This window comes from Microbacterium sp. NPDC077663, from assembly GCF_044542795.1.
In the GTDB taxonomy this organism is placed as follows: Bacteria; Actinomycetota; Actinomycetes; order Actinomycetales; family Microbacteriaceae; genus Microbacterium.
The window spans coordinates 55971-68181 of the sequence record NZ_JBITVE010000002.1 but is presented as its reverse complement, the minus strand read 5'-3'; the positions used below and the strand labels follow the sequence as shown (position 1 = coordinate 68181).

The window sequence follows — 12211 nt, the reverse complement described above, 5'->3', positions numbered from 1 at the left end:
TGTGTCGGGCAAATGACGCCGGGGAGTCTGCTCGACTGCGCGAAGATCATCGAGTGACGTTTCTGCCTGACGATGTCTACGAGCTCGTCGAACGGTCCGTGCCGATCCTGTGTGTCGATTTCTTTCCGATCGAGATCGATGCCGCGGGAGGGATGCTGGTCGGGCTGATCATGCGCCATTCGCCCTTCGGCGAGGTCTGGTGTCACCTCGGTGGTCGCGTCCTGCGAGGAGAGACGTTGCGCGATGCGATCGATCGACACGCCCTCGACACTCTCGGTGCGGGCGTTGAGGTGGAGAGCGACCAGCCGCAGCACGTCTATCAGTGGTTTCCGCCCGAACTCGCCCCATCGGACGGCACCGTGCACGGTGACGACCCTCGCAAGCACTCGGTCGGGCTCACCTACCTGACGCGGCTGACCAGCGTCGCGTCCCCCCGGAACGAGGCACTCGACTTCCGGTTCTTCCCGGTCGACGCGCTCCCGTCACCGATGTGGCCGGGGTCCGCGGATCTGCTCGCGCGCGTGCTTCAGACCCGGTAGTCGCCGATCCACCAGTCCGAGATTCCGGCCATCTGCGCGGCGGCCTCGCGGTGACGCGGGTCGGCGCGGAAGACGGCGAAGGCGGTCTCGTCAGCGAACGTTGCTTCTTCGATGAGGATGCGGCCTTTGCGGTCGTCGAGCGATCGGGCGATGTGCCAGCTCTCGACGCACGGGAGGTCGGCCAGAGACCGGAGTGCGTCGATGGCCGCGTCGACGTCGTGTTCTTCCACATCGTCGTGGATGCGGAAGAGCACGACGTGACGGTAGGTCACGGGTTACTCGCGGATGGTGTCGGCGTGGTCGCGGTACCAGGCGACGGTGCGTTCGAGGCCTTCTTGCAGGCTGATCTTCGCGGTCCAGCCGGCGTCGGCGAGCTTGGACACGTCGAGGAGTTTCTGCGGTGTGCCGTCGGGCTTGGTGGTGTCCCACTTCGTGTCGCCGGTGAACCCGGTGACCTCGGCGATAGTCTCGGCGATCTCGCGGATGGTGACGTCGCTGCCGGTGCCGACGTTGACCTGGTCGGGTCCGTCGTAGTGCTCGAGGAGGTGCAGGACGGCGTCGGCCATGTCGTCGGAGTGCAGGAACTCGCGGCGCGGGGTGCCGGTGCCCCAGTTCGTCACCGCGTCGGCGCCGCTCTTGGCGGCGTCGTCGTAGCGGCGGATGAGGGCGGGGAGGACGTGCGACCCCTTCGGGGAGAAGTTGTCGTTCGGCCCGTAGAGATTGGTGGGCATGGCGCTGATCCACGGCAGCCCGTACTGGCGGCGCACCGCTTGGGTGTGCAGGATGCCGGCGATCTTGGCGATCGCGTACGCGTCGTTTGTGGGTTCGAGGTGCCCGGTGAGCAGCGAATCCTCGCGGATGGGTTGCTCGGCGAACTTCGGGTAGATGCACGACGACCCGAGGAACGCGACCCGTTCGACGTCGTTCGCCAGCGCCGCGTCGAGCACGTTGGTCTGGATCCGCATGTTGTCGGAGAGGAAGTCGACCGGGTAGGTGCTGTTGGCGAGGATCCCGCCGACCTTCGCCGCAGCGAGCACGATATAGCGGGGTTTGATCTCGGCCATGTAGGCGAACACGTCGTCACGGTTCTTCAGATCGAGCTCGGCGGAGCTTTTCCCGACGACGTGGGTGAACCCTTCGGCTTCGAGCTTGCGGACGATCGCCGATCCCACGAGCCCCCGGTGTCCGGCGACGTAGAAGGTCGCGTCGCGGTCGAGGGGGGTGGGGGTGTAGGTGACGCCGTCGGTGGCGGTGGTCACTTGGTTCCCCACGAGGCTAGGTTCACCGTGTCGATCCATTCGGGACCCTTTTCGAGTGCTTCCACGTCGGCGTCAACCATGAGCTTCGCGAGTTCCTTCCCGTCGATGGTGGGAACCCAGCCGAGCTTGTCGGCCGCCTTCGACGGGTCGCCGATGAGCGCGTCGACCTCGGTGGGCCGCAGGTAGCGCTCATCGAACTTGACGAACTCCTGCCAGTCGAGCCCGACGTGACCGAACGAGGTCTCCAGGAAGTCCTTGATCGTGTACCCGACACCGGTGCCGAGGACGAAGTCCTCCGGCTCGTCGACCTGCAGCATCCGCCACATACCCTCGACGTACTCGGCGGCGTACCCCCAGTCGCGGGTGGAGTCGAGGTTGCCCAGGTACAGGTCCTTCTGCACCCCGGCCTTGATGCGGGCGACGGCACGGGTGATCTTGCGGGTCACGAACGTCTCCCCACGACGCGGCGACTCGTGGTTGAACAGGATCCCGTTGACGGCGAACATGTCGTACGCCTCGCGGTAGTTCTTCACGATCCAGTACGAGTACAGCTTCGCCACCCCGTACGGGGAGCGCGGGTAGAACGGGGTGTCCTCACCCTGCGGGGGAGGGGTCGCACCGAACAGCTCCGAGGTGGATGCCTGATAGAACCGCGTCTTGATTCCTGACAGCCGCACCGCCTCGAGCAGGCGGATCGTGCCGGTCCCGGTGGTGTCCGCGGTGTGCTCCGGCTCGTCGAACGAGACGCGCACGTGCGACTGCGCGGCGAGGTTGTACACCTCGTCGGGGTTGATCTCGCTCATCAGCGTCACCATGCGGGCACCGTCGCTGAGGTCACCGTAGTGCAGGAACAGCTTCGCGGACGGGTCGTGCGGGTCGACGTACAGGTGGTTGATGCGGTGCGTGTTGAAGGTCGACGCGCGACGGATCAGCCCGTGCACCTCGTACCCCTTCGACAGCAGCAATTCGGCGAGGTACGAGCCGTCCTGTCCGGTGATGCCGGTGATGAGTGCGCGCTTGGTCACAGTGATGTTCCCCCTGGGCTAGACGAGGCTGTCTGCTCGCCGACGCGACGCCGTCCGCGGGGACCGCGCACGGTCTCCATCGATGAGCGTTTGGAGCAGAGTAGCGAACGAATCGATCGCGAATGTTTCGTCGAGCACCGTCTCGCGGTAACGCTTGCCGTTCTGCCCCAGATCGTCGGCGCGGGCGTGGTCGCGCCCGAGCGCGAGGCTCTCGTTCAGCAATGCCTTGGGGCTGCCGGCGGGCACCACCACGCCGGCGCCGGCGGAGCGGATCTCGTCGGCGGTGATGCCCTTCTCGTCGGTCGCGGCAATGACGGGCCGCCCGCTGGAGAAGTACGACGTCAGCTTGCTGGGCACGGCCATCTCGCTGACACCGGGGTACTCGTTGACGAGCAGGATGTCTGCGGCTGCCAGGGTGGCCGAGAACTCGGCATCGGGCAGCGGGTCGATGAACTGCAGGGTCGGGATGCCGTCGCCCAGGGCGCGCAGGCGGTCGCGCTCACCGCCGCCGCCCATGAGGACGAACCGCACGTTCTCGCCGCGCTCGGCAGCGAGCCGTGCCGCGTCGACGACGTTGCCGAGGCCTTGCTTGATGCCCATGTTGCCGGCGTGGAGCACGACGACCTCGTCGCCCCAGCCGCGGGCGGCGCGTGCCTGGGCGCGGTCGACAGGGGGAGTCGGGGCGAGGTGCGTCCAGTTGCGGACGACGCGGATGCGGTCGCGCGGGATGCCGAAGTCCTCGCTCACCCGGGCGGCGAAGCGGTCGTGGATGACGACGACACGATCGGCGTTCGAGAGCAGCCACTTCTCGGTCAGCTGGATGATCTTGCTGCTCAGCCCGCCGGCCTGACCGGTCTCGCGGAGTCCCAGCCAGTAGAGGTCTTGCACCCAGACGACCAGGGGCGTCTTGCGGTGGAACATCTTCACCCGCAGCGCCGCGGCCGCAGAAGAGAAGAGGGCCGGCGACACGGCGACGACCGCGTCGGGCTGCTGCAGAGGTGCGGTCAGCAGGCGCACGCCGAAGCTCAGTTCGGAGAGCAGACGACGGATGCCGCTGGGCTTGCCGGGAACGTAGTGCCGCAGTCGGAGCACGTCGGCGCCGTCGAGATGTTCCCTCCGTGACCACTGTCCGTAACCTGGCGATACACGCCACTCCGGATAATGAGGATGCGTCGTGACCACGTGAGTCCGGTATCCACGCCTCGTCAGGCCGCGCGTCATCGCACCGGTGTAGGGGGAGATCCCGGTCGGCTCGGGAGGGTAATTGACTCCCAGTACAGTGACTGCGGGGGCGGGACGCGACATGTTCATGACCCTAGCCGCGCGTCGGTTTCGGTCTGGTTTCAGAAGGTGGACGATGTCTGACATCCCGGTGATCGACCTTTCCAAGGCCCCTGGAGAGCGTGCGGCGTGGGATCGACCGAGGTGGGTCGTCTATCTCTGGGCGGTGTGTGAACTGCTCTTCGTCACCAACGCGTGGCAAATCAGCTCGGGTGTCCGGGTGCGGATACTTCGCGCCTTCGGCGCCGAGATCGGGCACGGCGTCGTCTTTCGCCCCCGGACACGCGTGAAGTTCCCCTGGAAGTTGCACATTGGCGATCGTTCGTGGATCGGCGAAGGAGTCTGGTTCCACAATCAGGACCACATCCACATCGGGCACGATGCCGTCATCTCTCAGGAGACGTTCCTCACGACGGGCAGCCACCGGCATCGCAAAGATATGGCCCTCATTACGCGACCGATCACCGTTGAGGACGGGGCCTGGATTACTAGCAGGTGTGTCGTTCTCGGCGGCGCTGAGGTCGGGCGGTCTGCTCTGGTTCGCCCGACTACGGTCGTGTCCGGTGTGATCCCGCCCGGATCGATTGTTGCGGGCGCCGAGTGCAGGGTGGTTGGTGATCGGTTCGAATGAGTAGGTCACCCTTCGCGATCCGACGTGTCAGCAAACCGCGCTTTGTGATTTACCTAGCGGTGCTCCCCTTTTACCGCCAAGCTTGTGTCGACGTTCTAAGACGTAGGTTCGGTAGCGACCTGGTCATCTTTTCCGGGCCTCGTCAACTCGACAGGTCGGTGCGCACAGGAATCGCGCCCGGAGACTATAGGCCGGTCCGGAACATATCGATTCTTGGCCGCGCCCTCCTCCAAGTGGGTGGCTGGGGGCAAGCCATCCGAGCTGAGGCAACCGTCTTGGACTTGAATCCGAGGAGCCTTACTAGCTGGCTGCTATTGCTGCTTCGGAAGGCACTCGGACGAAGGACGCTGCTGTGGGGTCATCTAAGCCCGAGAAAGGGAAGAGACAGTGCCACGAGTCGGCTCAGGGAGTTGATGAGAGGTCTCGCCAACGGGACCATTCTGTACGGCTATGACAGCGTCTTGCCAGCTCGTGAGATGAATCCTGGGGTTCCGCTATGGGTAGCGCCCAACTCGCTGTACCCGGCGGAGCAGATGATTCCGGCGTCGATTGAATCCTCTGTGAGCTCGGTCTTGTACGTGGGCAGATTGGTGCCATCGAAGAAGGTCGAGCTCTTGATACGAGCCCTGGCCGAACCGAGAGCCAAGTCGGCTGGTGTAGTTGCCGAGATCGTCGGCGCCGGGGAGGAAGAGGTTCGCTTAAAGCGGCTTGCCACGGAACTGGGCGTTGCAGATCGAGCGATCTTCCACGGCGAGATAACTGCTCCGCTCGATCTGCGAGCGCTCTACAAACGGGTTGCGGCGGCGGTCTCGCCCGGGTACGCCGGGCTCAGCGTCACCCAAGCACTTGGGTTCGGCGTGCCCGTCCTTATCGCCAGAGATGAGCCGCATGCGCCCGAAGTGGAGCTGGCGAGGTTGGGCGGCATCGAATTCTTCGAGAGCAATAACCCGCAGGCGTTGGCAGCGGCGATCATGACGGAGGTCGAGGGTGCGCCGAGCCGAGATCGCGTAGGTCTGTCGGCGGTCGTCCGTCGGGCATACTCAGCCGAACAGATGGCCACGGGATTAGCTGACGCGCTTGAAGGACGTAACCAGAGTCTGAACGATGAGGGGTGGCCCGCGTGACAGCTTCACTGATTCCGGCGAATCGGAGTCGACTGCCCAGGCCCGTCGAGCGTTTGGCGCGAAGAATTATCAACAGCCGCCAGTTGGGCCGGAACGTGACACACGGTCCAGGACTCCGTCTCGGTCTGGGATCTTACGTAGGCAGCCCGCATGGCTTGACGCTGGGAGCGAACGTCTCGGTGGGCAAAGGCTCGCTGGTGGAGGTCGACGGTTCGATCGGCGACTTTGCCCTGATCGCACGTGGCGTTCAGATCGTGGGGAGACTCGACCATCGGATAGATCAGTTGGGCGTTCCGATCGCGCTCAGCGAATGGGTTGGGGACCGGGAAGCTCAGCAGCTTGACCGTATCTCGATCGGACGCGACGTGTGGATCGGGGCATCCGCCGTCCTCCTGGGTGGCATCTCGGTCGGGGACGGCGCGGTGATTGCAGCGGGGAGCGTGGTGACTAAGGATGTACCCGCGTTCGGCATAGTTGCTGGCAACCCAGCGCGTCTGGTCCGCTATCGGTTCACGGAAGCCGAACAAGCCGATCACCTGAAGCTATTGGCGAGGTTTCAAGCTCGTGGGTAACACGCAGGGGGCGCATATTCGGAACCGATGGTTACGACGCGTGACGTCCGTTGTCGCAGTCGGCGTCGCACTGGCCCTCGCGGGCGCGGTGTCGGGTCAGATTCTTATCAGCTTTGCAGCAATGGTCATTTTGTGTCTGGCGTGGTGGATACCCCCGGCGCTTATTCGACTAAGCGTGGTCCTCGGCGGCACCCTCTTCCTATTCCAGAACGCGGCCGTGGGTGCTCAACTCAAATTCGCGTTCGTCGCGCTGTGCTTGACGTTCGGAGCCTGGTCCTTCTGGTCTCTTCGCGATCGCTGGTCCAGTGCTGCCCCACTGGACCGCGAGGTTGTCAAACCCATCATGGTGGCGGCCATAATTTTGATGGTCGTGCCGATTCTCACTCTGCTGCAACTAGGTTTCGGACCCGCTACTCCTGATTCCTGGTTGCGTGACGCGGTTGGGTACCTGTCCCTTCCAGCTCTTCTGATGGTCGGGGTCGAATCCGGTCTAAAGCTGTCTTGGCGAACGGTCACAGTGGTGGTTTCGGCAACGTCATTCATCGCGGCTGCGCTCGCGCTCACGACCTGGCTGTCGAGGAGAGGCGGTGATGTTCTTGGATTCTCGCAACTCGGCTTGGCGTCCTCTATGCCTGTGTTCGCAGGCATAGCCCTCGCGCTCGCGATGTATTTCAACAGCAAGACGACCGGTCTAGCTTGGCTTCTTCTCGGACTAACGCAGATCGCGATTCTGGTGAGCACCGGTGGACGCCAGCCGGCGATATTCGCGGTCGTTGGGCTTGTCTTAGCCGCGGTGTTCAGTCGTCGCGGCCTCATGCAACGGACGGCGCGGCTAATCTTCGCCGGAATCGCCGCGCTCATTTCCTTCGGGGTCGTGATCGCCTTTTCAGAGACGTTCGGCGGTGGTATTGCAGCCCGGCGGCTAGACTTTTTTGACCGAGTTCTCGACTCTGGCTGGTCAGCAATCCAGCAAGACGGGTCCATTATCGACAGGTCGAATGCATACGACTGGACTCTTCAGATATGGTTGTCCAATGCATGGCTTGGACGAGGGCTGGGAATTAATTTCCCCTCGGTTCGCTCGGGTTACACCGATGATGGGAGTTTCACTCTCGACACACCGCTCGTCGTCCTGGCAAAGTTCGGCCTCCTGGGTGCCGTGGCGATCGTCTTGGCCGTCTTCCTTGTTTTCCTCGCCGTCTTTCGGTCCCGGAAGTACTCAACTATTCGAGAACTCCAGGCGCCGACTTATTCGATGGTTGCGATCGGTCTTGTTCTCTGCACTGTCCTGAATGGCTTTCCAACGGAGAATCGAGGGTTCGGCATCTTCTTCAGCGGGCTAGTTGTCGTCGCCCTCGCTGCCTCCCGTCGAGCAGGCTTCTTCGGTAACGAGGAAGGCGCCGAGACTGGGCTTTCGATCGCGTCGACCCGTAGTGGCAGGCTTCGATGAGCCTGGCGAGCGCGGGAGAGGCCGGACGACGTCCCGCGGGGGGTGTGTTGCGAGGGGCGGTTTCGCTGTCCGTTGGGACCGCGGCCGTGCGAGGTCTTTCGGCGGCGAGTCAGCTTGTCCTGGCGATCTGGTTGCTTCCTGCCGAATTTGGCCTCTGGGCAGCGTCGCTTTCGTCGTTGACGTTCTTCACCAGCATCGCAAACTTCGGCGAAGTCAATGGTTACTTGTCTGGGAGGTCGAATTCGTTCCGTCGACTAATACGCGCAACACGACGTCAGAACGCCGTACTGATGGCGGTTGCGTTAGTTGCAGCGATTGTCGTGTTCTTGGCTGCTGGCGCCGAGGGTGGTGTTTTGGCGTTGATTATCGCACTTAGCATTCCCTTCCAGGGCGAGGCCGATGTGTACTACGCAGCGGGAGTCAAGGTTCGAGCGTACGCGAAACTGGTGATCGCTCAGTTGGTCGCAGCATCTCTCAAACTCCTCGTCGGGGTGGGACTCGCGATCTGGTTGGGAAATGCCCTAGCGTTGGCCATTCCGACGCTCCTCTACTACGTGGTCCAAATCGCGCTTCTGCGAGGCCTCCGGAAGCAGGTCGCGGAGCGCGAAGAAAATCCCGAACCTGTCACGATCTGGGAACGTTTCTCATGGGCGATCAATTCGTTGGTGATGACGCTGCCGCTGCAAATCGGCTTCTTTGTCGCGCAGTTCGTCACCGATAAGGAGACTTTGGGGCTCTATTACCTCGCATTCCAACTCTCGCTCGGTATTTCTGGTCTCCTCGCAGTTCCCCTCGCGCGAGTCGCCCTATCGGCTTTTGGAGAAGAGTCGGGGCCCGGCCGTGTGAGGTTGGCCGTGAGTCTTTCCCAAATTCTCGGTGCCGCAGTGACGTTAGCCGTGGCGGGGCTGAGCGCTGCGGTTGTCTTCCTCGGCCCGATCGTTCCTACTGATTGGCGCGCCGCAGTCCCCGTCGCCATCGTTATGATGGCGAGCCTGCCGATCAGACTGATAGGTCCAGTTCTGGAGGGGTACCAGCAGTCGAACAAGCAATGGTGGCAAAGCACAGTCTTCAATGCCATAGAGACGGTAGCGTCCGCCTTGATTGCACTTACGCTCGCGCAAGTCGATCTGGTCACGTTTGCTCTGATACTCACGGCTTGGCGCCTGCTTTTCGGTATCGTGCGAATGATTGTGGTGCTGCGCTCGGGCGGTTGGTTTGCCATAGCTTTCGTCGCGGTCTCCATCGCACTATCAACCGCGCTCCTGTCATCTAGCGTGCTTGTGGACGGCAGCTATCCATTCATTCTCTTGTCCGTTGCAGCGGCTCAGGCGCTCGTCTGGCTTGCAGTGCTCGCGTGGCGGACATCCAAAGGTCGAATCATTCCGAGGAAAAGGGCAGTGTGATGACGTCTAACGATCCGTTCGTGAGCATTCTGATTTTGACTCACAATGCTCCGGAGTATGTGGAGCTGACGATCCGCAGTCTCCGGAGAAATACGGATGAAGTCGCGTATGAAGTCATAGTGGTCGACAACGCGTCAGGGCCAGAGACAGTGGACCTGGTCACAAAACTTTGGGACGAAGGCCTTATAGACAAGCTCCACCTGTCCGAGGTCAATACGCTGTTTGCAGGCGGCAACAACATCGCCGCAGGAATGGCGGCACAGGAATCGACCCACTTCTTGCTGTTGAACAGCGATGTCGAGATCAGGAGCCCGGATTGGCTAGTGCGCCTGCTTTCGCATCATAAGGAGGGAGCGGTCTCCTACGGTGTTGCAACGGACCCACTCCGACTGGACGGCTACTGCCTCCTGATGGACGCGCACATATACCGCAATTTTCCGCTCGATGAGGGGCATCAATGGTGGTGGTCCGTGACGAAACAGCAAGCTGCGATCCTGGTGGCGGGTTATGCAGCCTCCGGGTTTTCCGAGCATGAGCAGTATGTGCACCACTTCGGCGGGAGAAGTGGATCCGCCTTTCTGTCCGCGAAGGGGATGAACGTGGGCCGGCGCGAGGTTTACGGTTGGTTCCGCGGGAAGCAACCTCGGATCATCGATCGAACGCCACCTACACCGTTGAAGAGCCGCCTCATCGCAGGCGCCATGCGTTTTGCGAGTGCGATCGGGTCAAGCTGAATGATGGTGAAGGCAATTCTTGTTCTGTCGCCCTGGGGAACGGCGGGAGCGTACTCCGGCCCCGTGACCCTTCAGGAGCGCTTGTTCGGCGAGTTGGCGGGGGCGAGCGGGATTTCGATCGATCTCGCATATCGGCGCCGCAGCAAGGATGAGGGTGGTGCCAGCTGGGCTCGGGAGAACATCGAGTTGGTTCGAGGTGATCGGCTCGGAATCGTGACACAGATCATTTGGGCGCTGAGGGCCTGTTGGCTCTTATTGACAACGGCGCGACGGTATTCCCATATACATCTGCATGGCGCGTATTGGATGAACCTGTTCCCGGCCCTCCTGGTCCCGCGGTCCACCCACCTGTTGATACTGCCTGTGCTGCAGAACGGGGATCTGCGTACATCGGGGAAGCGTTCAAGTGCAGCGAAGCGGCTTCTCCTTCAACGAGTTGTCCGTCGGGCCCATCGAATTTATGCGCTGTCGGACGGCATTCGTGCCGAGGCGCTCGCGCTAGGGGCCAAGGATCGACGAGTGGTTCGCATCGCAAACCCCGTCAGCGATGACTTCCGAGTCGAGAGAGTCGCGCCGCCCGTTGAGGATTTCCCATTGCTCTTTTGCGGCAAGCTCGGCCCTGTCAAGCAGCCTCACCTAGTCGTGGAGACGGTGCGTGCCCTCCGCAAAGCGGGCGTTCCAGCCCGCGCCATCTTCGTTGGTCCATTCGTCGATGCGGGGTACGAGAAGGAGTTCATCGCGGCGACAGAAGGCATCACAGAGTGGATCACCCTACTTGGCTATGTTCCAGAGACGTCACCCGTCTACGGTCAACCTTTGGCAGCGTTCGTGCTGCCGTCGAAAGCCGAAGGGCTCCCCGGCGCACTGGCGGAGGCGATGTTCGCGGGCCTCCCCTCGGTCGTGACTGACGTCGGCGCCATGGGTGAAATAGTTCGTAGAAGCGGCGGGGGGGTTGTGATTGCCGGGCTGGGAGAGATGGTCGAGCGTTTGCGGGAGATCGCGGCGGAGCCCGGTAAGTGGGCAGAAATGTCCCAGGCAGCTCGCCAGTATGCACATGATGAGTTCTCAGTTCGCGCGGTAGCGGCCGCATACCGCGCCGGCCTCGCGTGACTCCAGGAAGAGGATGTCTTATGGACGGATCGAGCAGACACGAGGCGGCAGCTTGGCCTTCGTGCGACCAGCTGTTTGATCAGCTTTCCGCGTGGCGCGGTGCTAAGGCGTACGTCGTCGAAATGACCGATCGCGCCGGGCGGGCGTTGGGCAACAACGGTGACTTCTTGATGCACGCCGTGTTTGACCGCATGCTGTCGGAGCTGCGTATCGAACGCGTTATCCCAGCTGCAGCGGACCTGATCATCGTCCCGCCCAACGGTGCATTGCTCGAGGTCTACCAGTTTCCTTCGATCCTTCGAGAGCGGATCGTTGACTACCCCAACCTGCCGCTCGTCATTTTTCCATCATCGGCGCTTTTCGAGACCGTCAATCCCTCCTTCATCTTCGAAGGTAGGACCGCGGCGGCCGTGTGGTTCTTCCGCGAACGGTACTCATTTGAGAAGACTGAATCGACCTGGGGTGGCGATCTCAAAGCCCTTGGCGTGCAGTTGCTACTTGATCACGACGTCGTCGCGTCCGGCAATCGCTTCGTCGAAGATGTATTGCGTCCCTATTCGCCTCGCTCGACTGGTTTGGGTCGGCGAATGCTAGTTGGCGGGCGAACTGACAGCGAGTCCCGCGCTGCTAAACCAGCGGGCAGCGGGGTGGCCTCGGGCGGATCACTCCTCAAGCGTGCCGCGCGAGGTGCCTTCTTTGCGCTGCCTCACGGGATGAGGTCCGCTGTCGCTCGGCGACTCTTCCAGAGGCGCCTTCAGGCCGCAGGGTCGCAGCTGCTGGAGCGTGTGGCAGCGGCGGGTCACGAAGTCCGAACCGGCGACTTCGACAGAGTCACCAGCGTGGACGTCAGCGCGCTCGAGTACTCAACGTTCAGCTTCTACCTTCGAGCCGTGTCCGAGGCTGATGTCGTGATTTCCGATCGGCTGCACATTGCGTTGCCCGCCGCGGTGCTAGGAAAGCAGGTCTATCTGGTGGAGGCCGGCTATCACAAGCTGACTGGCGTCTACGAACAGTCGTTGAGAGAGTTGCCGAACGTCACTCTGGTGAGGTAGCTGAGGGCGAGTGCCGTTGAGTCTTAGGCGC

At 62.4% G+C, this 12211-nt stretch carries 13 protein-coding genes; 9 read left to right on the top strand and 4 right to left on the bottom strand.

The features are described 5' to 3' along the window. The first annotated feature begins 53 nt into the window (after positions 1–53). Positions 54–539 (top strand): DUF4916 domain-containing protein, encoded by a 486-nt coding sequence (locus ACIGEP_RS07905; protein ID WP_396661094.1) that lies wholly within the window; start codon positions 54–56, stop codon positions 537–539. Here ACIGEP_RS07905 and ACIGEP_RS07900 read toward each other — a convergent pair. From ACIGEP_RS07900 to ACIGEP_RS07885, 4 genes are read right to left on the bottom strand one after another with little or no spacing between them, the layout of a single operon-like run. Next, positions 527–793 (bottom strand): Dabb family protein, encoded by a 267-nt coding sequence (locus tag ACIGEP_RS07900; protein WP_396661093.1) that lies wholly within the window; start codon positions 791–793, stop codon positions 527–529. The two genes, ACIGEP_RS07905 and ACIGEP_RS07900, sit on opposite strands and share 13 nt — an antisense overlap. 21 nt (positions 794–814) lie before the next feature. After that, positions 815–1837: a GDP-L-fucose synthase family protein gene (locus ACIGEP_RS07895; RefSeq protein ID WP_396661092.1), complete on the bottom strand. Its 1023-nt coding sequence runs from the start codon at positions 1835–1837 to the stop codon at positions 815–817. Beyond that, on the bottom strand, positions 1795–2823 hold the full coding sequence (gene gmd / locus ACIGEP_RS07890) for a GDP-mannose 4,6-dehydratase (RefSeq protein WP_396661091.1): 1029 nt from the start codon (positions 2821–2823) through the stop codon (positions 1795–1797). The genes ACIGEP_RS07895 and gmd overlap by 43 nt, the downstream gene beginning before the upstream one ends. 18 nt (positions 2824–2841) lie before the next feature. Continuing rightward, on the bottom strand, positions 2842–4128 hold the full coding sequence (locus tag ACIGEP_RS07885) for a glycosyltransferase family 4 protein (RefSeq protein WP_396661090.1): 1287 nt from the start codon (positions 4126–4128) through the stop codon (positions 2842–2844). A 52-nt stretch (positions 4129–4180) separates the two neighbouring features. Here ACIGEP_RS07885 and ACIGEP_RS07880 point away from each other — a divergent pair, with 52 nt between their 5' ends. The 8 genes from ACIGEP_RS07880 (at position 4181) to ACIGEP_RS07845 (ending at position 12180) form a co-directional block, all read left to right on the top strand. After that, entirely contained in the window at positions 4181–4735 is a 555-nt protein-coding gene (locus ACIGEP_RS07880) for an acetyltransferase (protein WP_396661089.1), read from the top strand. A 413-nt stretch (positions 4736–5148) separates the two neighbouring features. Continuing rightward, positions 5149–5859, top strand: coding sequence for a glycosyltransferase (locus ACIGEP_RS07875; protein ID WP_396661088.1), 711 nt, complete (start codon positions 5149–5151; stop codon positions 5857–5859). A gap of 155 nt (positions 5860–6014) precedes the next feature. After that, positions 6015–6431 carry a CatB-related O-acetyltransferase gene (locus ACIGEP_RS07870; protein WP_396661087.1) on the top strand — a complete coding sequence of 139 codons (417 nt, stop codon included), beginning with the start codon at positions 6015–6017 and terminating at the stop codon, positions 6429–6431. Positions 6432–6471: 40 nt separating this feature from the next. Continuing rightward, entirely contained in the window at positions 6472–7881 is a 1410-nt protein-coding gene (locus ACIGEP_RS07865) for a hypothetical protein (RefSeq protein WP_396661086.1), read from the top strand. Then, the gene (locus ACIGEP_RS07860; protein ID WP_396661085.1) at positions 7878–9284 is read left to right on the top strand and encodes an oligosaccharide flippase family protein; all 1407 of its coding nucleotides are present in this window, start codon (positions 7878–7880) and stop codon (positions 9282–9284) included. The genes ACIGEP_RS07865 and ACIGEP_RS07860 overlap by 4 nt, the downstream gene beginning before the upstream one ends. Before the next feature lie 20 nt (positions 9285–9304). Continuing rightward, complete coding sequence (locus ACIGEP_RS07855; RefSeq protein ID WP_396661084.1) at positions 9305–10018, top strand: glycosyltransferase family 2 protein; 714 nt, start codon at positions 9305–9307, stop codon at positions 10016–10018. 63 nt (positions 10019–10081) lie between these two features. Beyond that, the gene (locus tag ACIGEP_RS07850) at positions 10082–11128 is read left to right on the top strand and encodes a glycosyltransferase family 4 protein (RefSeq protein ID WP_396661083.1); all 1047 of its coding nucleotides are present in this window, start codon (positions 10082–10084) and stop codon (positions 11126–11128) included. A 20-nt stretch (positions 11129–11148) separates the two neighbouring features. Further along, the gene (locus ACIGEP_RS07845) at positions 11149–12180 is read left to right on the top strand and encodes a hypothetical protein (protein ID WP_396661082.1); all 1032 of its coding nucleotides are present in this window, start codon (positions 11149–11151) and stop codon (positions 12178–12180) included. Positions 12181–12211: the final 31 nt, after the last annotated feature.

Bases quoted from the DNA above. Each gene is read 5' to 3' on its own strand.
- ACIGEP_RS07880 (WP_396661089.1), top strand. From the start codon at position 4,181: ATGTCTGACATCCCGGTGATCGACCTTTCCAAGGCCCCTGGAGAGCGT.
- ACIGEP_RS07875 (WP_396661088.1), top strand. From the start codon at position 5,149: ATGAGAGGTCTCGCCAACGGGACCATTCTGTACGGCTATGACAGCGTC.
- ACIGEP_RS07895 (WP_396661092.1), bottom strand. From the start codon at position 1,837: ATGGATCGACACGGTGAACCTAGCCTCGTGGGGAACCAAGTGACCACC.
- ACIGEP_RS07860 (WP_396661085.1), top strand. From the start codon at position 7,878: ATGAGCCTGGCGAGCGCGGGAGAGGCCGGACGACGTCCCGCGGGGGGT.
- ACIGEP_RS07845 (WP_396661082.1), top strand. From the start codon at position 11,149: ATGGACGGATCGAGCAGACACGAGGCGGCAGCTTGGCCTTCGTGCGAC.
- ACIGEP_RS07885 (WP_396661090.1), bottom strand. From the start codon at position 4,128: ATGTCGCGTCCCGCCCCCGCAGTCACTGTACTGGGAGTCAATTACCCT.